This is a genomic window from Mycolicibacterium novocastrense (genome assembly GCF_001499835.1).
Lineage (GTDB): Bacteria > Actinomycetota > Actinomycetes > Mycobacteriales > Mycobacteriaceae > Mycobacterium > Mycobacterium novocastrense.
In genome coordinates, this window is record NZ_LQIH01000001.1 from 126,638 (window position 1) to 146,966 (window position 20,329).

The 20,329-nt window shown below is 68.0% G+C and carries 17 protein-coding genes; 9 read left to right on the forward strand and 8 right to left on the reverse strand.

What is annotated here, in order from left to right:
* Positions 1 to 180: 180 nt before the first annotated feature.
* The 3 genes from AU072_RS00655 to AU072_RS00665 are packed head-to-tail and all read left to right on the forward strand — an operon-like array spanning position 181 to position 2,980.
* Positions 181 to 957 (forward strand): SDR family NAD(P)-dependent oxidoreductase, encoded by a 777-nt coding sequence (locus tag AU072_RS00655; RefSeq protein ID WP_064411943.1) that lies wholly within the window; start codon positions 181 to 183, stop codon positions 955 to 957.
* Complete coding sequence (locus tag AU072_RS00660) at positions 954 to 1,781, forward strand: SDR family oxidoreductase (protein WP_064411944.1); 828 nt, start codon at positions 954 to 956, stop codon at positions 1,779 to 1,781. The genes AU072_RS00655 and AU072_RS00660 overlap by 4 nt, the downstream gene beginning before the upstream one ends.
* 11 nt (positions 1,782 to 1,792) lie before the next feature.
* The gene (locus AU072_RS00665; protein ID WP_064411945.1) at positions 1,793 to 2,980 is read left to right on the forward strand and encodes an AI-2E family transporter; all 1,188 of its coding nucleotides are present in this window, start codon (positions 1,793 to 1,795) and stop codon (positions 2,978 to 2,980) included.
* Here the strand turns inward: AU072_RS00665 and AU072_RS00670 are convergent.
* Complete coding sequence (locus AU072_RS00670; RefSeq protein WP_064411946.1) at positions 2,961 to 3,788, reverse strand: dienelactone hydrolase family protein; 828 nt, start codon at positions 3,786 to 3,788, stop codon at positions 2,961 to 2,963. The genes AU072_RS00665 and AU072_RS00670 overlap by 20 nt on opposite strands.
* Positions 3,789 to 3,892: 104 nt before the next feature.
* On the reverse strand, positions 3,893 to 4,540 hold the full coding sequence (locus tag AU072_RS00675) for a DUF4245 domain-containing protein (protein WP_064411947.1): 648 nt from the start codon (positions 4,538 to 4,540) through the stop codon (positions 3,893 to 3,895).
* Between the two features lie 54 nt (positions 4,541 to 4,594).
* On the opposite strand from AU072_RS00675, the gene glpX reads away from it, so the two are divergent.
* The 5 genes from glpX (at position 4,595) to AU072_RS00700 (ending at position 12,951) form a co-directional block, all read left to right on the forward strand.
* Complete coding sequence (gene glpX, locus AU072_RS00680; RefSeq protein WP_064411948.1) at positions 4,595 to 5,623, forward strand: class II fructose-bisphosphatase; 1,029 nt, start codon at positions 4,595 to 4,597, stop codon at positions 5,621 to 5,623.
* Positions 5,624 to 5,646: 23 nt separating this feature from the next.
* A complete protein-coding gene (locus AU072_RS00685; RefSeq protein ID WP_064411949.1) occupies positions 5,647 to 7,071 on the forward strand; it encodes a class II fumarate hydratase in 1,425 nt (474 codons plus the stop codon).
* A gap of 22 nt (positions 7,072 to 7,093) precedes the next feature.
* The gene (locus tag AU072_RS00690; protein ID WP_064411950.1) at positions 7,094 to 9,811 is read left to right on the forward strand and encodes an ATP-binding protein; all 2,718 of its coding nucleotides are present in this window, start codon (positions 7,094 to 7,096) and stop codon (positions 9,809 to 9,811) included.
* A gap of 50 nt (positions 9,812 to 9,861) precedes the next feature.
* Positions 9,862 to 12,654, forward strand: coding sequence for a helix-turn-helix transcriptional regulator (locus AU072_RS00695; RefSeq protein ID WP_268874529.1), 2,793 nt, complete (start codon positions 9,862 to 9,864; stop codon positions 12,652 to 12,654).
* Positions 12,655 to 12,762: 108 nt separating this feature from the next.
* On the forward strand, positions 12,763 to 12,951 hold the full coding sequence (locus tag AU072_RS00700) for a hypothetical protein (RefSeq protein ID WP_064412302.1): 189 nt from the start codon (positions 12,763 to 12,765) through the stop codon (positions 12,949 to 12,951).
* Between the two features lie 5 nt (positions 12,952 to 12,956).
* Here AU072_RS00700 and AU072_RS00705 read toward each other — a convergent pair whose 3' ends face one another.
* The 4 genes from AU072_RS00705 to AU072_RS00720 form a co-directional block, all read right to left on the reverse strand.
* Positions 12,957 to 14,270, reverse strand: a complete 1,314-nt coding sequence (locus tag AU072_RS00705; protein ID WP_064412303.1) for an RNA 5'-3' helicase PhoH2 — start codon at positions 14,268 to 14,270, stop codon at positions 12,957 to 12,959.
* A 220-nt stretch (positions 14,271 to 14,490) separates the two neighbouring features.
* Complete coding sequence (locus tag AU072_RS00710) at positions 14,491 to 15,318, reverse strand: acyl-ACP desaturase (RefSeq protein WP_064411951.1); 828 nt, start codon at positions 15,316 to 15,318, stop codon at positions 14,491 to 14,493.
* A 60-nt stretch (positions 15,319 to 15,378) separates the two neighbouring features.
* Positions 15,379 to 16,854, reverse strand: coding sequence for a glycine hydroxymethyltransferase (locus tag AU072_RS00715; protein WP_064411952.1), 1,476 nt, complete (start codon positions 16,852 to 16,854; stop codon positions 15,379 to 15,381).
* 267 nt (positions 16,855 to 17,121) lie between these two features.
* Positions 17,122 to 18,324 carry a hypothetical protein gene (locus AU072_RS00720; protein ID WP_064411953.1) on the reverse strand — a complete coding sequence of 401 codons (1,203 nt, stop codon included), beginning with the start codon at positions 18,322 to 18,324 and terminating at the stop codon, positions 17,122 to 17,124.
* A 30-nt stretch (positions 18,325 to 18,354) separates the two neighbouring features.
* Here AU072_RS00720 and coaA point away from each other — a divergent pair, with 30 nt between their 5' ends.
* The gene (coaA, locus tag AU072_RS00725) at positions 18,355 to 19,302 is read left to right on the forward strand and encodes a type I pantothenate kinase (RefSeq protein WP_064411954.1); all 948 of its coding nucleotides are present in this window, start codon (positions 18,355 to 18,357) and stop codon (positions 19,300 to 19,302) included.
* Positions 19,303 to 19,306: 4 nt separating this feature from the next.
* Here the strand turns inward: coaA and AU072_RS00730 are convergent, their stop codons facing one another.
* Together AU072_RS00730 and AU072_RS00735 are read right to left on the reverse strand one after the other, a co-directional pair.
* Positions 19,307 to 19,714 carry a hypothetical protein gene (locus tag AU072_RS00730; protein WP_064411955.1) on the reverse strand — a complete coding sequence of 136 codons (408 nt, stop codon included), beginning with the start codon at positions 19,712 to 19,714 and terminating at the stop codon, positions 19,307 to 19,309.
* An 80-nt stretch (positions 19,715 to 19,794) separates the two neighbouring features.
* Positions 19,795 to 20,235, reverse strand: a complete 441-nt coding sequence (locus tag AU072_RS00735; RefSeq protein WP_064411956.1) for a hypothetical protein — start codon at positions 20,233 to 20,235, stop codon at positions 19,795 to 19,797.
* Between the last annotated feature and the right edge of the window lie 94 nt (positions 20,236 to 20,329).

Consider the following 20,329-nt stretch of genomic DNA (forward strand, 5'->3'; position numbering starts at 1 on the left):
TCGCCGAACCGTAGTACAGCCGCGATTTAGCGATCTGGTTGCACACTAGACGGGTGTCGGCGGTCATCGCGCGACGCGACCGAATTCGCCGCAGACGAGCTCATCTTCAGATCGCTCACCGGTCGAGTCTGTCAAAGCGCTAAGTTGAAACACGTTCTACTCCGTCGAAAGGGCAACTGTATGAGCAACGGGCGGGCGGCCAGGGAGTCGCTGGTCATCGGCGCCGCGTCGGGGATCGGCTGGGCGACGGCGCGCGCGCTGGCCGCGGAAGGCGACCGCGTCACGCTCGCGGATCGCGATGCCGACGGCGCCCGAGCGCGCGCCGCCGAACTCGGCGCCCCGCACACCGCCGCGCACGTCGAGGTGACCGACGAGGCCTCGGTACAGGCGCTTTTCGAGCAGACCGGCCCAGTGGACGTCGTCGTCAACTGCGCGGGATTCAGCACCGTCGGATTGATCACCGACCTCGCCGTCGAGGATTTCCGCGCGGTCGTCGACGTGTGCCTCAACGGCGCGTTCATCGTCGCCAAGCACGCGGGCCGGACCCTGCGCGAGGGCGGCGCACTGGTGTCGATCAGCTCGCTCAACGGACGCCAGCCCGCCGCCGGGATGAGCGCCTACTGCGCGGCCAAGGCGGGCCTGTCGATGCTCACCCAGGTCGCCGCGCTCGAGTGGGGGCCACGGGGCATCCGCGTCAACGCCGTGGCACCCGGCTTCGTGCACACGCCGCTGACCGCGCCGGCCGCGGCCGTCCCCGGCGTTGTCGAGGAGTACGTCGAGAACACCGCGCTGGGCCGTGCGGGCACACCTGAGGACATCGCCGAAGCGGTGCTGTACCTGTGTTCACCGAAGGCGTCCTGGCTGACCGGCGAGGTGCTCGACCTCAACGGGGGCGCCCACATGAAGCGCTATCCGGATGTGATGGGGCACGTCATGAAATTGGCTGAGCTGAAATGACTTTCAGCGGGAAGCAGGCCCTGGTCACCGGCGGCGGTTCCGGGATCGGCGCCGCGCTGTGCCGGGCGCTGGCCGACGCGGGCGCCGAGGTCGTGTGCACCGACGTCGACGGTGATGCGGCCGAACGCACCGCGGCCGGTCTGGGCGCAAAGGCTCGAGCCGCGCGCCTCGACGTGACGGATGCGGAGGCGGTACAGGCCGCCGTCGACGATGTGGTGAACCGGGCCGGGCGCCTCGACCTGATGTTCAACAACGCCGGGATCGTCTGGGGCGGCGACACCGAACTGCTGACGCTGGATCAGTGGAACGCGATCATCGACGTCAACATCCGCGGCGTGGTGCACGGGGTGGCGGCCGCCTATCCCCTGATGGTGCGCCAGCGCCACGGCCACATCGTCAACACCGCGTCGATGGCCGGGCTCACCGCGGCCGGGCAGGTCACCAGCTACGTGATGACCAAACACGCGGTCGTGGGGCTCAGCCTGGCGCTGCGCTCGGAGGCCGCCGCGCGCGGCGTCGGGGTGCTTGCGGTGTGCCCGGCCGCGGTGGAGACCCCGATCCTCGACAAGGGTTCCGTCGGCGGCTTCGTCGGCCGTGATTACTTTTTGCAGGCCCAGGGCGGCAAACCCTATGACGCCGACCGGCTGGCCCGCGACGTGCTGCGCACGGTCGAGAAGAACAAGCCGATCCTGGTCAAACCTCGCATCGCGCATGCCCAGTGGATGTTCGCGCGGCTCGCACCGGCCCTGATGAACCGCGTGTCGATGCGGTTCATCGCCGACCAACGCGCCAAACAAGCGCAAGCGAGGTCCGAGACGCTGTAGACATAGCCGCAATGAGTACCGAGTTCTCGCTGCCTCAACGCCGCGCGCTGGCCATAGCGACCGTCATCGCGATCGCGTTCGGCGCCTACTTCCTGCGCGGGTACTTCATCCTCATTGTGATGGCCGCGGTGGCCGCCTACCTGTTCTCACCGCTGTACACGCGGCTCAACAGGCGGATGGGCCGCGGGTTGTCTGCGACGGTGACCGTGCTGGCCGCGTTCGCCGCGGTGATCGTGCCGCTGAGCCTGTTCGTCACGCTGGCGGTCGTGCAGATCACGACCATGGTCGAGCGGGTCGCCGAATGGGTCGGCCGCACCGACCTGTCGGCGCTCGGAGACCGGGCGCTGCAGTTCGTCAACGATTTGTTGCGCCGCGTGCCCTACATCGACACGACCGTGACCCCGGAATCGCTGCGGAGTTCGATGGCGCGGGTCGCCCAGGAGGCCGGCCAGTGGCTGCTCGGCCTGCTGCAGGGTGCTGCCGGTGGTCTGTTCGGTGGAATCACCGCCGCGATCCTGTTCGTGTACGTGTTCGTGTCGCTGCTGACGAACCGCGAACGCGTGGTGGCGATCATCCGCCAACTCAACCCACTCGGGGAGGGGATCACCGACGTCTACATGACGAAAATGGGCGCGATGGTCAAGGGCACCGTGTTCGGCCAGTTCGTCATCGCGGTCTGTCAGGGCGTCGCGGGCGCCGCGTCGATCTACCTGGCGGGCTTCCATCAGGGTTTCTTCCTGTTCGCCGTGCTGCTGTCGGCGCTGTCGGTCATCCCGTTGGGCAGCGGCATCGTCACGATCCCGTTCGGTGTCGGAATGATCCTGTTCGGCAACATCTTCGGCGGCGTGTTCGTGATCCTGTTCCACCTGATCGTGGTGACCAACATCGACAACTTCCTGCGACCCATCCTGGTGCCGCGCGAGGCCCGCCTGGACGCCGCGCTGATGCTGCTCGCCGTGTTCGCCGGAATCAGCATGTTCGGCGCGTGGGGGATCGTGATCGGACCGGTGCTGATGATCGTCATCGTCACCACGATCAGCGTCTACCTCGAGGAGTACAAGGGCGTGCCGATGCGACGGCCCGACTCGGCCGACGAGAAACCCAAGCGCCGAAACCCGTTCTGGTGGTTGGGCCGTCGCCTCAGGGAGGCGCGCGGCGAACCGAAGGCCCCGGAGAAACCTAAACCAGCCGTTCCCTGAGGAACGCGACCACGCGCTTGAGCGCCGCGTCGGTCGGATGCCCTTCCTGGTGGCGCAGTTCCAACGTCAGCACCGAGTGGGCCATCGCGCCGAATCCGTGTTCGTTGCCCTTGGCCGAGTCGATCTCGATCACCTCGAACGCGTCGCCCAGCCGGTCCTTGAGCGTCTTGAAGCGTTCCGTGGGCACCAGCGGGTCCCTGCTGAACCGCAGTCCCAGCGCGCACAACCCTTCGTCGGCGGCGCGGCGTTCGACGACCTTCAGCTCGGCCTCGGACAGCCCCGGGTCCCTGCGCTGCTTCGGTGTCAGCGGCAACGGCAGCGACGGCTGGCTCAGCACCGGCGCCAGAACGCTGTCGTCGACCGCGGCGGCCAGGGCGAAGCCGCCGGTGAAACACTGGCCGATGACCCCGACCCCCTTGCCCGGGGTCTGCGCGTTGAGGTCACGGGCCAGTGCCCGCAGGTAGTGCGCGACGGGCCGGTCGGCGTTGGTGGCGAAGGCGGCGAATTCCTTGGCCACACATCCGCGCACCATGATCGGCACCATGCCCGGCCGCATCGGCGGTGCACCGGGCGTGCCGAACAACGACGGAATCGCGACGGTGAATCCCGCCTCGACGAGGTGGTTGCCGAGCGCCAGGACGCCGGGATGCGCGCCGGGCATCTCGGGGATGAGCACCACGCCGGGGCCCTCACCTTTGCGGTAGACGTCGTGGGTGTAGCCGGCGGCGGTGAAGGGCGCGACGGCCCATCCGGTGAGGTCGGCTTCCGGTGCCGCCCCGGCGGCGACATCAGGGTCCGGTGCGGTCATGGGCGCCCTCCTGGTCGCTCGTTACGCGAGATTGACACCATGCAGAGAAAGTGCGAGAAGCGGGCTGCGTGGATGCAATCTCGCCGGACGAACCACGCCCACTCCTACGTTGCGGGCAGCGGCGCCGCGGTCTGCGTCGCCACCGCCAGGGTACGAAATTCGTCTGCATCCGCGGCGCCGGTCAGCGCGATCTGCGCCGGTCCGGTCGGACTGGTCAGCCGGGTCGTCCACACCGGTTCGGCGGGTTTGCCGTCGTCGTCGCCGCCCTCATAGACCACCCACTTCACGCCGTCGACGTCCTGCACCCCGGTGGGCACGGCATCGGCGTCGAGCGACCCGACCAGCTTCTCCTCGTCGGCATTGCTCTGGGTCAGGCTCACATACATTCCGCTGGGCGCGAGAAAACCGACGGTGGAGCTGACGGCACGCTGAGGTTGCCCCGTCGCGGGGTCGGTGCGACCGGCCTCGATGCCTTGGCGGCTACCACTGTTCGACTGCCAACCGTCGGGCAGTTGCGGGATCCGGATCGGGATCTTCAACGCGTCGGCATCGGCCCGTAAAGCCGCGGGGGCGTCGAAGGACGGGACCGGGCCGGCGCCGGGCCCCGCGCCCTGGAAGGAGCACATCCCCAGCATCCCGGCCAGCACGATGCAGGCGAGAACCAACGGCGCCATCGACCAGAACATGTCGCGACCGTCATGCAGCAACCGCGACTTGGCGGGCTTGGGGGCGGGAGCCGGTTGCGTGGTCACGCAGCCAGTATCCCAGCTCCCGAACGCGGACCGGCTAATGGGACAATCTGGGCCATGAGTCCGACCCGTGGTGAAGCCCCAGATCGAAATCTCGCGCTCGAGCTCGTCCGAGTAACCGAGGCAGGCGCCATGGCCGCCGGCCGCTGGGTAGGCCGTGGCGACAAGGAGGGCGGCGACGGTGCGGCCGTCGATGCCATGCGCGAGCTGGTGAATTCGGTGTCGATGCGCGGCGTGGTGGTGATCGGCGAGGGCGAGAAGGACAACGCGCCGATGCTCTACAACGGCGAAGAGGTCGGCAACGGGGACGGACCGGAGTGCGATTTCGCCGTGGACCCGATCGACGGCACCACGTTGATGAGTAAAGGCCTGTCCAACGCCATCTCGGTGCTTGCGGTCTCCGAACGGGGCACCATGTTCGACCCGTCCGCGGTGTTCTACATGAGCAAGATCGCCGTCGGACCGGAGGCGGTCGACGCGATCGACATCACCGCCCCGATCGGGGAGAACATCCGCCGGGTGGCCAAGGCCAAGAACGTGTCGGTCTCCGATCTGACGGTCTGCATCCTGGACCGGCCCCGCCACCAGCAGCTGATCGCCGACGTGCGGGAAGCGGGTGCGCGGTGCCGGTTGATCACTGACGGCGACGTCGCGGGCGCGATCTCGGCGTGCCGGCCGAACACCAGCACCGACATGCTGGCCGGGATCGGCGGGACACCCGAGGGCATCATCGCCGCGGCCGCGATCCGCTGCATGGGCGGCGCCATCCAGGGCCAGTTGGCGCCCAAGGACGACGAGGAACGCCAGAAGGCGCTCGACCGCGGCTACGACCTCGACCGCGTGCTGACCACCGAGGACCTGGTCTCCGGCGACAACGTCTTCTTCTGCGCCACCGGCGTCACCGACGGCGACCTGCTCAAGGGCGTGCACTTTTACAGCGGCGGCTGCACCACGCAGTCGATCGTCATGCGTTCGAAGTCGGGCACCGTGCGGATGATCGAGGCGTACCACCGCTTGTCCAAACTCAGCGAATACTCCGCGATCGACTTCACCGGCGACACCAACGCCGTCTATCCGCTGCCGTAACCACAAGAGAAGTAAGGACATTCATGAGCGTCGACTCCGACAGCGCAACCGGGCCCGAGTACCGCATCGAGCACGACACCATGGGCGAGGTCCGGGTGCCGGTCAACGCGCTGTGGCGCGCGCAGACTCAGCGCGCGGTGGAGAACTTCCCGATTTCCGGGCGCGGCCTCGAGCGCACCCAGATCCGGGCCCTCGGCCTGCTGAAAGGCGCCTGCGCGCAGGTCAACAAGGACCTCGGCCTGCTGGCAGCGGACAAGGCCGACGCGATCATCGCCGCGGCAGGTGAGATCGCCGACGGTCAGCACGACGACCAGTTCCCGATCGACGTGTTCCAGACGGGTTCGGGCACCAGCTCGAACATGAACACCAACGAGGTGATCGCCGGCATCGCGGCGCGCAACGGCGTGACGGTGCACCCCAACGACGACGTGAACATGTCGCAGTCGTCCAACGACACCTTCCCGACCGCGACCCACATCGCCGCGACGGAAGCCGCTGTGCGCCACCTGATCCCGGCGCTCGAGGTGCTGCACGAGTCGCTGGCCACCAAGGCGCGGCAGTGGCGCACCGTGGTCAAGTCGGGACGCACTCACCTGATGGACGCCGTGCCCGTGACGCTGGGCCAGGAGTTCAGCGGCTATGCCCGCCAGGTCGAAGCCGGCATAGAAAGGGTGAAGGCCACGCTCCCCCGGCTCGGTGAACTCGCCATCGGCGGCACCGCGGTGGGCACCGGCCTCAACGCGCCCGACGACTTCGACGAGCGCGTGGTCGCCGTGCTGCGCGAGCAGACCGGTCTGGCCGAATTGCAGGTCGCCGCCAACCATTTCGAGGCTCAGGCGGCCCGCGACGGACTGGTCGAGGCGTCGGGTGCGCTGCGCACCATCGCGGTGTCGCTGACGAAGATCGCCAACGACATCCGGTGGATGGGCTCCGGTCCGCTCACCGGCCTCGGCGAGCTCCAGCTGCCCGATCTTCAGCCGGGCAGCTCGATCATGCCGGGCAAGGTGAACCCGGTGATTCCGGAGGCCGTCACGCAGGTGGCAGCGCAGGTGATCGGCAACGACGCCGCGATCGCGTGGGGCGGCGGCAACGGTGCGTTCGAGCTGAACGTGTACATCCCGATGATGGCCCGCAACATCCTCGAGTCGTTCAAGATCCTGACCAACTCGTCGAAGTTGTTCGCCGAGCGCTGTATCGACGGCCTGGTGGCCAACGAGGACCGGCTCCGTGAGCTGGCCGAGTCGTCCCCGTCGATCGTCACGCCGCTGAACTCGGCGATCGGCTACGAGGAGGCCGCCGCGGTCGCCAAGCAGGCGCTCAAGGAGAAGAAGACGATCCGACAGACCGTCATCGATCGGGGCCTGATCGGCGACAAGCTGTCCGAGGAGGAACTGGACAAGCGCCTCGACGTGTTGGCGATGGCCAAGGTGAAAGACGACGAGCGCTAAGCGTTTTCGTTCGCCGTCGTACCTGGCGGACCGGCCGGACGAGGAGAGGGCGGTAGCGGACTTCCTGCAGTCCGCTTCGCACGCGCCGTCGGCTCTGTTGATCGAGGGCGAGGCCGGAATCGGCAAGACCACGCTGTGGCATGCGGCGTCCGACCGCGCCCGCAGTGATGGCTTCCGTGTGCTGTCGGCCAGGAACCCGAGCGCCGAATCAGTGCTCGCCTATACGACTCTGACCGAACTGCTCGCCGACGTCGATGCCGCCGAATTCGGCAACCTGCCCGCCGCCCAGCGCAGCGCCATTGACCGGATCCGCCGCGCCGACGGAGCACCCACCGATCGCCGTACCGTCGCGGCGGCGTTCCTGTCGGTCATCGAGGGTCTTGCCACTCGACAGCCGCTGCTGCTGGCGATCGACGACGTGCAGTGGGTCGACCCGTCGAGCTCACATGTGTTGTCGTACGCAGCACGCCGACTGGCGGGACCGGTCGGCGTTCTGGGCACCCTGCGCACCGGCGGTACCGACGCCTACACCTGGTTGCAGTTGCGGCGCCCGGATGCCACCCACCGGATATCACTGCGGCCGTTGACGTCCCGCATGCTCCATGCCGTCGTCACACAACACCTCGAGCATCCCCCGTCGCGCGCGAAGATGACCCGTATCCACCAGATCTCCGGCGGCAATCCCTTCTATGCGATCGAGCTGGCCAAGGTCTCCGACGACAGGCCGGAAGTCCCGCTGCCGGACACGCTGGCCGCAGTAGTACAGGCCAGGCTGAGCGGACTGAACGCGGAGACACTGCAAGCACTCTTGGCCGCCGCCTCGGTGGCCGACCCCGCGGTCGATCTGGTGGCCGCCGCGGTCGACACTGAACACGACCGGGCTGTCGAATTGCTCGAGGCCGCCGAACAGCGCGGCGTCATCGCCATCGAAGGCAACCGGGTCCGCTTCACACATCCGCTACTGGCCGCCGGTGTGTATACCGGCGCTTCCCCTGAGGACCGCAGGCGGATGCACCACAGGCTGGCCACCGTCGTCGACGAGCCCGAGTTGCACGCGCGCCACCTGGCCCTCGCCGCGACCACCGGCGACGACGCAACCGTCGGCGCGCTCGAGCGGGCCGCCGAATCCGCCCACGCGCGGGGCGCCCCTTTCGCCGCCGCAGAGCTGATCGAGCTCGCGATAGCACTCGGCGGCGTCACCGCCGAGCGACGAATGCGGTTGGCGGCGTACTGCTTCGACGGTGGTGACCCGTCCAGGGCCCGCGCGCTTCTGGAGCGGGCGGTCGACGACCTGGCACCGGGACCACTGCGTGCGGATGCCCGGCACATGCTCGCGGTCGTGCGGTTCATCGACGACGGTTACACCGAAGCCGTCGAACTGCTGGCAACGGCGCTCGAGGAGGACGCCGCCGAAGGCCCGGCGAAGGCGGTCATGCTGACCACGTTGGCATACGGCCTCTACATGACCGGGGACCCTGCATCGGCCCGGCACCGCGCAGAAGAGTCGGTGGCCTATGCCGAGAAGCTCGGTGTCCCCGGTCTGCTCAGCATGGCGCTCGGGGTCCGGGCGACGATCGCGTTCTTCCTCGGCGGCGGCATGGATGAAGTGAACATGCGCCGAGCCCTCGAACTCGAAGACACCGAATCCTTCATGCCGATCATGTTGCGGCCGAGCGTCGAACACGCGTTGATGCTGGCCTGCACCGGTGAGCTCGACACCGCCTACGAGTGCATGCGGGAGATCTCGCGCCGCTGCACCGATCGAGGAGAGGAAGGCGAAGTTGTCTTCGTCGACTTCTACGTCGCGTTGACCCGGGTCTGGCGCGCGGACTTCGATGAGGCCAAGCGGGTGGCCCATGAAATCGCCGACCTCGCACGGCAACTCGGCGGTGAGTTTCCCGCGATGCTCAGCCTCGTGCTACAGGCCTGGCTCGCCGCCTATGACGGTGCCGAGAGCAAGACCCGGTTGGCAGCGGCGGACGCGATCGACGCCTGCAGGCGCAGCGGCACCGCGTGGCACGAGGATTGGGCGTTGTCGGCGCTCGGATTCCTGGAGGTATCACTCGGAAATTACGGTGCGGCAATGGAACTCCTCGAGCCGCTGGTGTCGCGATTCGCGCCGGATTCCACCGAGATCCAAGCGGCGCAGTTCGTACCCGATGCCGTCGAGGCACTCGTCGAGCTGGGCCGTACGAACGACGCGGAGCCGCTGGTGGCCGCGCTGGAACGCAACGGGTGTCGCCTGGACCGGGCCTGGATGCTGGCGGTGGGCCGACGATGCCGCGCCATGCTGCACGCGGCCGCCGGCGATGTGGGCGGCGCGCTGAGCTCTGCGCACCGGGCGCTCGAGCACCATCAACGGTTGGCGATGCCGTTCGAACGCGCACGTACCCAACTGCTGCTCGGGCAGCTGCAGGCCAGGGCGCGCGACCCGCTCGCCGCGTCGACGCTGAACGAGGCGCTGGCGACCTTTGAGGCCCTCGGCACGCCGGTGTGGGCGGAGCGCGCCAGGACGTCCCGAGACGGACTCCGCTCCGCCGCGTCGACGCCGGCCGCGCTGACCGCCGCCGAGCTGCGCATCGCCGAGCTGGCGGCCGCCGGCCTGACGAACCGCGACGTCGCGGGCGAACTGTTTCTCAGTGCAAAAACCGTCGAGGCCACCCTCGCGCGGGTGTACCGCAAGTTCGGTATCCGGTCGCGCGCCGAACTGGCCCGGGTGATGGGTCAACCCGGCCGCTGACGGGTATAGAGGGGTCGCCCGCTTCCGGATCAGCTGCAATTCTGGGGGACGTGCCAGGGGACCCGGGGAATATCGTGATCGGCCAGTCGACACATCAGCGCGCCATCGCTGCGTTCCTGGACGCGATGGCGCTGGGCCCGTCGGCGTTGCTGATCGACGGTGAGCCCGGGATCGGCAAGACAACGCTGTGGTTGGCGGCGGTCGAGCAGGCGCAAGAGCGGGGGTTCCACGTCCTGTCGACGCGACCGGCGGCCGCGGAGTCGGTGCTCGCATACACCGCGCTGGCCGACCTGCTCGAGGAGGCCGACGCGCGCGCGTGGGCCGACCTGCCGACACCGCAACTCCTCGCGGTCGACCAGGTGCTGCTGCGCGCGGACAACGACGCGGTGACCGATCAGCGTGCCGTGGCCGCCGCGTTTCTCTCTGTGGTCGAACGACTCAGCGAGGACCGACCGGTCCTGCTGGCCATCGACGACCTCCAGTGGCTCGACCCCTCGAGCAAGCACGTCATCGCCTTCGCGGTGCGCAGGCTCACGGGGCGTACCGGGCTACTGGCCAGCCTGCGTACCGAATCCGACGACCGTGCGGTCGACGACTGGTTGCAGTTGTCGCGGCCCGACGCGGTGGATCGAATCCGGTTGAGCCCGTTGAATATCCAGGACCTGCATCGCGCGGTCTCCACGCGGCTGCGACGATCGTTCTCGCGTCCCACCATCAGCCGGATCCACCAGGTGTCAGGCGGAAACCCGTTCTATGCGATCGAATTGGCCCGCTCCCTCGATGAACGAGCGACGGGCCTCGACGCGTCGCTGCCCCGCACCCTGGCCGACGTGGTACGGACCAGGCTGGGCAGCCTCGACACCGATGTCCACGACGCGCTGCTGGCCGCCGCCTGCCTTGCCGTGCCGACGGTCGAGGTGGTGGCGAATGCGACTACGGGCGACGAGGACCGGCTGGTCGGATTGTTGGAGTCCGCCGAGAGCAAGGGCATCATCGCGATCGACGGCAACCGGATCCGGTTCGCTCATCCGCTGTTGGCCAGCGGGGTCTACACCGAGGCCTCCCCCGGTCGCCGCCGGTCGATGCACCGTCGGCTCGCCGAGATCGTCGACGAACCCGAACTCCGGGCCCGACACTTGGCGCTGGCCGCGACCAAGGGTGACGAGGTCACGCTCGCGGCCCTCGACATGGCGGCGGAGTCGGCGCGGATACGGGGCGCGCCGGCCGCGGCGGCCGAACTGGTGGACCTGGCCATCGGCCTCGGCGGCGACACCGCGGAGCGGCGGCTTCGCTCGGCATTGCACCATTTCGACGCCGGAGAACAGGAGCGAGCGGCGGCCGTCCTCGCAGAGGCCATCGAACAACTGCCCACCGGCGCGTTGCGTGCCGAAGCATTGAGCCGACTGGCGGTGGTGCGGCTTTACGGGGACGGGTTCATCGAGAGCGCGCGGCTGCTACGCGAGGCGCTCGATGAGGTACACGACAACCACGCATTGCGCGTTCAGACCTTGATCACGTTGGCTTACACGCTTTTTCACGCAAATCAACTGCAGCAGGGCCTGGACACCGCAGCTGCGGCCGTCGCGAATGCGGAGACCCTCGACCTGCCGCATCTGCTCAGTATGGCGCTGGGAATGCTGGTCATATTGCGGTTCGCCGCCGGCCACGGCTACGACGAGGAGACCTTGCAACGGGCGCTGCGCCTGGAGGACCCCGAGGCGCACACACCGTTGGTCTTCCGGCCCGCCATGCAGCACGCACTGCTGCTGGAGTGGACCGGCCGACTCGACGAAGCCCGCGGTGTCGTGGACAAGATCCGGGCGCGCTGCCTGGAGAAGGGCGAGGAGGGCGAGCACGTCTTCGTCTCCCAGCACGTGGTGACGAACGCGATCGCGCGCGGTGACTTCGTCACGGCCAACCTGGTTGCCGAAGACGCCGTGGAAAAGGCCCGGCAACTCGGGGGCCACACCTCACAGTTCCTGACCCAGAGCCTGCGGGCCCAGCTCACCGCGTTCGCCGGCGACGACGAGAACGCCCGCCGGGCGATCGAGGATGCCCTCGAATGTGCAAGGCAGACCGGCACATTGCGGATGGCGGATCGGGTGCGGGCGACCCTCGGGTTCCTGGAGGTCTCGCTGGGCGACTACGAAGCCGCGGCGGCCGCGCTGCAACCGATGCTCTCGGAATTCGACCCCGACAGCACGCCGACCGAACTGCCCAACGCCGCCTACCTGCCCGACGCGATCGAGGCGCTGATACATCTCGAGCGATTCGACGAGGCGGAACGGCTCACCGTCGCGCTGGAGAACAACGGTCACAGGATGAACCGCGAATGGATGCTCGCGGTCGGTGCGCGGGCCCGCGCCATGCTGCTGGCCGCGCTCGGCGACCTCGACGCCGCCCACGAGGCGGCGCAGCGGGCGATGGCCGCACACCGCCGTCTGCCGATGCCGTTCGAGCGCGCGCGGACCCTACTGACCCTGGGCCAGATCGAGCGCCGGCAGCGCAAGAAGGAATCGGCGTCGGCGCACCTTCAGGAGGCCCTCGAGGTCTTCGAGCGTCTCGACATCCCGCTGTGGGCGGCCCGGGCGCGCGCGGAGTTCTCGCGTGCGAGCGCCGGACCTCAGCGCAGCGGCGAACTGACGCCGTCCGAGCAGCGGGTCGCCGAACTCGTCGCGCGCGGAATGAAGAACCGGGACGTCGCGGCCGCGCTGTTCATCAGTCCCAAGACCGTCGAGGCCAACCTCGCGCGCATCTACCGCAAGCTGGGAATCAAGTCGCGGGCCGAACTGGGTCGCCAGGTCGGGCGGCCGAGCGGACCCCAAAAAGGGGACCACACATAGGGAAACACCCTATTCCCCCCGTCGGGTCGCAGGACTTACCGTCGTAACGCTGTCCCCGCCCCGCCATCGACTGGAGGACCGGTGCGTCTCGACGAAGCTCCCGCGACCATGACCGACCACGGCAACGCCCTCGTGACGACGGCCACCAGCCAGCCGGCCCTGGGCACCGGATTCGCGGTGCTGGGCCTGGTTTCGCTACTCGACCTGCCGCGCGGCGATCGCGCCGACCGGGTGGTGGCGCTCAGCGGTGCGGCGGCCGCCGGTTGGTACCTGGCCCGTCGCAACCGTCGCCGCTAGCCGGTTCACGGCAGGGCGCCGGGGCTGATCTCCTCGAGCATCTCGGTCACCAGCGCAGCGATCGGCGAGCGCTCGCTGCGCAACAGCGTGATGTGGGCGAACAGCGGGTGGCCCTTGAGCTTCTCGATCACCGCGGCGACGCCGTCATGCCTGCCGACTCGCAGGTTGTCCCGCTGGGCGACGTCGTGGGTGAGCACCACACGCGAACCTGCGCCGAGACGCGACAGAACGGTGAGCAGCACATTGCGCTCGAGCGACTGGGCCTCATCGACGATCACGAACGAGTCGTGCAGCGAGCGCCCCCGGATGTGGGTCAGCGGCAGCACCTCGAGCATGCCGCGCGAGAGGACTTCTTCGAGCACCGCCGGGCTGGCCAGTCCCTCCAGCGTGTCGAAGACCGCCTGCGCCCAGGGGCCCATCTTGTCGCTCTCGCTGCCCGGCAGGTAGCCGAGGTCCTGCCCGCCGACCGCGTAGAGCGGACGGAACACCACGACCTTGCGTTGTGTGCGGCGTTCGAGCACCGCCTCCAGTCCCGCGCACAGCGCCAGCGCCGACTTGCCGGTGCCCGCCTTGCCGCCGAGAGAAACGATGCCGACCGATTCGTCGAGCAACAAATCCAAGGCCACCCGCTGTTCGGCGGAGCGGCCCCGCAGCCCGAATGCCTCCCGGTCACCGCGCACCAACTGCACCCGCTTCTCGGGCGTCACCCGGCCGAGCGCGTGCGACGTGCCACCGAGCAGACGAATACCGGTGTGGCAGGGCAGGTCTCGCGCCGCCTCCAGATCGATCTCCCCTTCGGCGAACAACACGTCGATCTCGTCGGAGACGACCTCGACCTCGGCCATGCCCGTCCACCCGGAGGTGATGACGTCCTGTGCGTGGTATTCGTCGGCCGACAGCCCGACCGCACCCGCCTTCACGCGCAGCGGGATGTCCTTGCTGACCAACGTGACGTGCTTGCCCTCGGCGGCGAGATTGGCCGCCACTGTCAGGATCCGCGCATCGTTGCTGTCGGTGCGGAAACCGGCTGGAAGCACCGACGGATCGCTGTGGTTCAGTTCGACGTGCAGTGAACCACCCTGTGTGCCAACGGGAATCGGCTGATCGAGTCGGCCGTGTTCGAGCCGAAGATCGTCGAACAGTCGCAGGGCCTGACGCGCGAACCAGCCGAGCTCATGATGGTGTCGCTTGGCTTCGAGCTCGCTGATGACCACCAGCGGAACCACGACCTCATGCTCGGCAAAGCGCGTGCAGGCCCAGGGATCTGACAACAGCACGGAGGTGTCGAGCACGTAGGTCCGGAGAGGCGAATCGATCACGTAGCGCTCCTGGTATCCGCGGGTCCCCCGCGAACCGTCGGCGGACACTGCGGCACCAGGGCCGGGGCCGGCCCTCTCGTGATCGCAACGATCGGGTACCGCCCGGACAGCAAAGCACGTCGCTAGCCATCGGAAACGACGCTACTCCCGTTGCGGCACATGCGCCGTGCAGGCGCGCCGTAGTGTTCGCCGCTGCTCGTCCGCGGCGATGATCGCGCGGTTACGCGGAGGTGAACTCGCGCATCTGCGGCTCGTCGGCCAGCCCCCACGCGGCGATGCGGTCGGTGATCACCTGACGCAGCTGCTCCGGTCCGAAGATCCCGCTCTCGGCGACGTTGCGCACTTTGTCGGCGTACGCGTCGATGTCACCCCCGACGACGTCGAGTTCGGCCGCGCGTCGCGCGATGGCCTCGACGGTTTCCTCACGACTCGTGGACAGCAGGTGTGAGACCAGGTTGGCGAAGAACTCCTCGTGCCGCTCCTCGTCTTTGGCGATGCGACCGATGAGGTTCTTCAGCACCGGTTCGGTGATCTTCGCTTCGAGGTTGCGGCAGAACACGGCGTGGGCGCGCTCGAAGAAGGCCATGAACACCAGCCGCTCGATCTGGCTGTAGGTGTCGGCGCGGTAGCCCTTCATCACGTGTTCGACGCGGACGTCCTCGTTGGCGGCCGGGTCGATCTCGCGGGTGACGACGAGGTAGTTGCGCAGCGCGATCGCGTGCAGGTGCTCCTCGGCGGTCCACCGGCCGATCCAGCGGCCCCACTTCTCTTCGAGGATGAAGCTGAAGACGAACTCCCGATGGAAGCCGGCCAGGTTGTCCTTGGTGATGAGCAGGATCTCGAGCGCATCGGTGACGTCTCTGGGCAGCGTCACCTGCGACGGATCCCAGTCCTTACCGCCGAGAAAGGCGAAGTTCTCGCCCTGGTCGAACGGCACGTAGTCGTGTGCGTACCAGAGATCCTCGCTGTCGACGTGACGACGCAGCTCCTGCTGCACGACCGGCTCGAGTTCGAGGATCAGCGCATTGGGTACAGGTTTCTGTGCCATGCAGTTACAGTAACTCAATTCTGTGGGAATCGTAAAATTCCCGACCGGCGTGGCGCGCGGCTACAGCGTCAGCCCCGGATACAGGGGGTTCGCCTCCAACAACTCGGCAGAGGCGGTGTGCACGCGCTCGGCGGTGCCGTCGGCCAGGGTGTACTTGGCCTTCGACACTCCCCCCGCGGCAGCAGAGGGTTGAGTGTTCGACAGGACGTCCACGATCAGCTCGGCCACGCGGTCGAAGTCGTCGGCCCCGAACCCCCTGGTCGTCAGCGCTGGGGTGCCCAGCCGGATGCCGCTGGTGTACCAGGCGCCGTTGGGGTCCGCGGGCACGGAGTTCCGGTTGGTGACGATGCCCGCGTCGAGCAGCGCCGACTCGGCCTGGCGGCCGGTCAGGCCGAACGAGGTGACGTCGAGCAGCACGATGTGGTTGTCGGTGCCGCCGGTGACCAGCGCGGCGTCACGCTTGAGGAAACCGTCGGCCAGGGCCTGGGCGTTGTCGGCGACGCGCTGCGCGTACGCCTGGAACGCCGGTTGGCGGGCCTCGGCGAGCGCGACCGCCTTGGCGGCCATCACGTGTGACAGCGGACCACCCAGCACCATGGGGCAGCCCTTGTCGACGGCGTCGGAGTACTCGGGCTGGGCGAGCACCATTCCGCCGCGCGGCCCGCGCAGCGACTTGTGGGTGGTCGTGGTGGTGACGTGGGCGTGCGGTACCGGATCCTCGTCGCCGGTGAACACCTTGCCCGCGACCAGGCCCGCGAAGTGCGCCATGTCGACCATCAACGTCGCGCCGACCTCGTCGGCGATCTCGCGCATGGTCGCGAAGTTCACCCGGCGCGGATAGGCCGAGTAGCCGGCCACGATGATCAGCGGCTTGAACTCGCGGGCGGCGTCGGCCACCGCGTCGTAGTCGAGGAAGCCCGTGTTCGGGTCGGTGCCGTAGCTGCGCTGGTGGAACATCTTGCCGGAGATGTTGGGCCGGAAGCCGTGGGTCAGGTGGCCGCCCGCGTCCAGCGACATCCCCAGTAGCCGCTGGTTGCCGAGCTTGTTGCGCAGCTTCTCCCAGTCCGCCTCGGACAGGTCGTTGACGTGCTTGAGGCCGGCCGCGGCCAGTTCGGGCGCCTCGACCCGGGTGGCCAGGATCGCCCAGAAGGCAACGAGGTTGGCGTCGATGCCGGAATGCGGCTGTACGTAGGCATACGGCGCTCCGAACAGCTCGCGGGCGTGTTCGGCGGCGAGGCTCTCGACGGTGTCGACGTTCTGGCAGCCCGCATAGAACCGGTGCCCGATCGTGCCTTCGGCGTACTTGTCAGAGAACCACGAGCCCATCGTCAGCAGGACCGCAGGCGAGGCGTAGTTCTCACTGGCGATGAGCTTGAGCGAATCCCGTTGATCGGCAAGCTCTTTACGCGTCGCCGCCGCGATACGCGGCTCCACCGACTCGATCACCTGTAACGCGGCCCGGTAGGCGGCACTCGCGGTCTCGGCGTATTCCGCACCGGGGGCGGCAGCGTTGGAGGTCACGGGGTCTGCAGTCATGTGTCTCAGCCTACGACGCCGCGATCATGCACCCACCAGCCCATAGGGGTCGGCTACACCCACTGCGTCCGGCATAGACCACGCCCTCTACCCACCGCAGTCACATCAGCCTCGCCGATCACGGTGGCATCATCCGCACCCGGCCGAGATACCTGTTCCGATGCCCAGCTACGAGCGAAAGATTCGCTACCAACGAATAATTCGCTGCGAGCTGGGCAACGAAGCGGTGGTTCCCCATAAGGGAGGGCCCGGCGCGACGGCCGCGACTCAGGCCGCTCGCAGCGACGAGGGAATCAACGGCTCGTCGAGCAACGTGCCGAACCGCTGGGTCAGGCTGACGTCATCGGGTCGCTCATCCAGCCAGCCCCGCAGCAACCGGTATCCCTCGACGTAGGTGCTGGTGTACGCGCGCCACAGCGGCGAAGACAGAAACCGCAGCATCTGACGGGCGCGCTGGTCGTTGACCAGCAGCCACTGCTTGAGAAACGCGACGACCTCGTCGACGTCGCGGTGCTCGTCGTGCAGCATCAGCGCCGCGTCCTGGCGCACCTCGGCGAGGGCGCCCGTCGCCTCCGACACCGCCTGCGCGCGCTCGCCGTCGAACCGCAGCCCCAGGTCGGCGTAGATCTCCCCGGCCCACACGCCCCATTCCGGGCCGATCGCCGCATACAGCGCGAGATCGGCGAGGCCCTCGGCCATCAGACACTGCGGGGTGTTGACCAGGAAAATGGTCTGCTCCGCCTGTCCCCTGCCCTCGACCAGACCGACCTCTTTGCGGCAGTGCTCAGTGTGGTGGCCCGGGTACGACTCGTGCGCGACCAGCCGGGGCAGGTTCGACATCTGCTGTTTGAGGTCGGCGTTGACGGCCACCGTCGACTTGTAATCGCCGTGGTAGTAGTTGAAACCCGACCACGGCTTGTCGGTGACGACCTCATACGTGATGGTCTCCGCGTCGGGCAGCGGATACTCGGCGCGCACGCGGTCGCGCAGCGCGCTGGAGAACGCCTGGATGCACTCTTCGAGGCGCGTGGGCGGAATCTCCTCGGCCGCGCGGTAGGCCTGCATCCGGTCGGCGAGCGGACCTGGCCCGTTCAGCACCTCGTCGAGCTGCCGATGGGCCTGCCGGTACCGCTCCGGGTCGCCCCTGTCGATGTGCACGTCGAAATACGCCTCGACCTCGTCGACGAAGCCGACCTGCTCGCCCGCGAACTTGCGGCCCGCGCACGCCAGCGCCCGCAGGTGGGCGCCGATGTAGTCCTTGCGCGCCCGCTCCAGCCCGTCGACCGAGGTCAACTCCCCCAGCAGCCGGTCGGCCTGCCGCGCCAGGTCCGCGGGATCGGGCTGCGGTTCGGCGGCGACGGCACGGCGCAACGCCGGGTCGCCGGTGAAGGAGTCGACATAGCCCTGCTCCACGCGGTCGAAGCGCAGACCGAGCAGCAGATACTCGCGGATCACGGTGCTGGCGTCCATGAACTCAACCGTAAATGCAAGACTGGGCGCATGGCGCGGCTGAGTGAACCCAGCCCATATGTGGAGTTCGACCGGAGTCAGTGGCGGAACCTGCGTATGTCGACGCCGCTGAAACTCAACGAGGACGAGCTGAAGAAGCTGCGCGGTATCGGCGAGAAGATCGACCTCCTCGAAGTAGAAGAGGTCTATCTGCCCTTGGCCCGGCTGATCCACCTCCAGGTCGCCGCGCGCCAGCGGTTGTTCGCGACGACCGCCGAGTTCCTGGGCGGAGACTCCGACAGCGAGTCTCAGCCGGACCGCCCGGTGCCGTTCGTGATCGGCGTCGCGGGCAGTGTCGCGGTCGGCAAGTCCACGACAGCCCGTGTGCTGCAGGCGCTTCTGGCGCGCTGGGAACATCATCCCCGCGTCGACCTGGTCACCACCGACGGGTTCCTCTATCCCAATGCGGAATTGGTTCGCCGAAATCTGATGGGCCGCAAGGGTTTTCCGGAAAGCTACGACCGGCGTGCGCTGATGCGGTTCGTCACGACGGTCAAGTCCGGCGCGGAGTACGCGTGCGCGCCGGTGTACTCGCATCTGCTCTACGACATCGTGCCCGGAGAAAAGCAGATCGTCCGGCACCCGGACATCCTGATCCTCGAGGGTCTCAACGTGCTGCAGACCGGGCCGACGTTGATGGTGTCCGACCTGTTCGACTTCTCGGTCTACGTCGACGCCCGCATCGACGACATCGAGAAGTGGTACATCGATCGGTTCCTCGGCTTGCGCACGACGGCGTTCGCCGACCCGGCCTCGCACTTTCACCACTACGCCACGCTCACCGACGAGCAGGCCGTGTTCGCCGCCAGCGACATCTGGCATTCGATCAACCGGCCCAACCTGATCGAGAACATCCTCCCGACCCGGCCGCGCGCGACGCTCGTCCTGCGCAAGGACGCCGACCACTCGATCAACCGACTGCGCCTGCGCAAGCTGTAGTCGGCTACCGGTTGATCCGGCGCCAGCCTTGGTACTGCAGTTCGGCGAATGCCAGCGTGTACACACCGGTGGCGAGTGTCAGGACCACCCCGATCGTGGTGAGCGGGAACACGTTCGAGATCACGAGCACTACCGCCGCAACGGCGTAGAGGACGTTGGCGACGATCACCGCCATGCCCGCCGTCTTCAGCGAGGGCAGCGCCGCGAGGCCCAGGACCGCCAGACCGTAGGCGATGAAGAACGCCGCCATTCCGTACTCGAAGGTGATCGTGGTGCCCGACGTGTCGGCCAGCCAACCCGCGAGGGGAAGAGCCGCGATACCGGCGAGGCCGGTGAGGATCGCGTCGGCGCGCATGGCAAAGCGCAGCAGTGTGTCCGTCGACTCGTTCAGCCGTTCGGAGAGTGCGGTCATGATGGATTCCTTTCTTGTGGGGATGAGGGACCGTTCCGGAGCCGACGCCGCAACCTCTGACGACGGCGGCTCCGGACCAGTCATGAGGGGGTCGACGTCAGACGACGCACCCCGAGGTACTGGGCGTAGGCGAATGCGAGGGTGATGGCGGTGAACCCGGCAATTCCCACGACGCCGGCTTCGGTCAGCGGCAGCAAGCCGGTCGCCAGCACCACGGCCACGACGAGCGCGAAGACGATGTTGCCGACCAGCACGCCGGTACCGACGCGGCGGACGTCAGGCGCCCCGGCCGCCAGGAACAGTGCGGCGCCGTAGCCGACGAGTGCGGCCCCGCCGATCCACTCACTGGTAGCGGACAGACCGCTCACCCGCGACAGCGCGTCGGCGGCCATCGCGATAACCAAGCCGAGAGCCCCGCACAGCGTCGCGTCGGCACGCAGCGCGACGCGCAGCAGGGAGTCGCTTGCGACATCGCCGTCGCCGGCGGTGTCCTGTACCGGGTGGGTGGTTGCGGTGGTCATGCCACCGACAGTGCTCAGATGCCGCTGCCAGATCGACGCAGAACGCTGCCAGCTACTGCCAACCGCAGGTCACGCGCGCATTGAATTCCCCGTG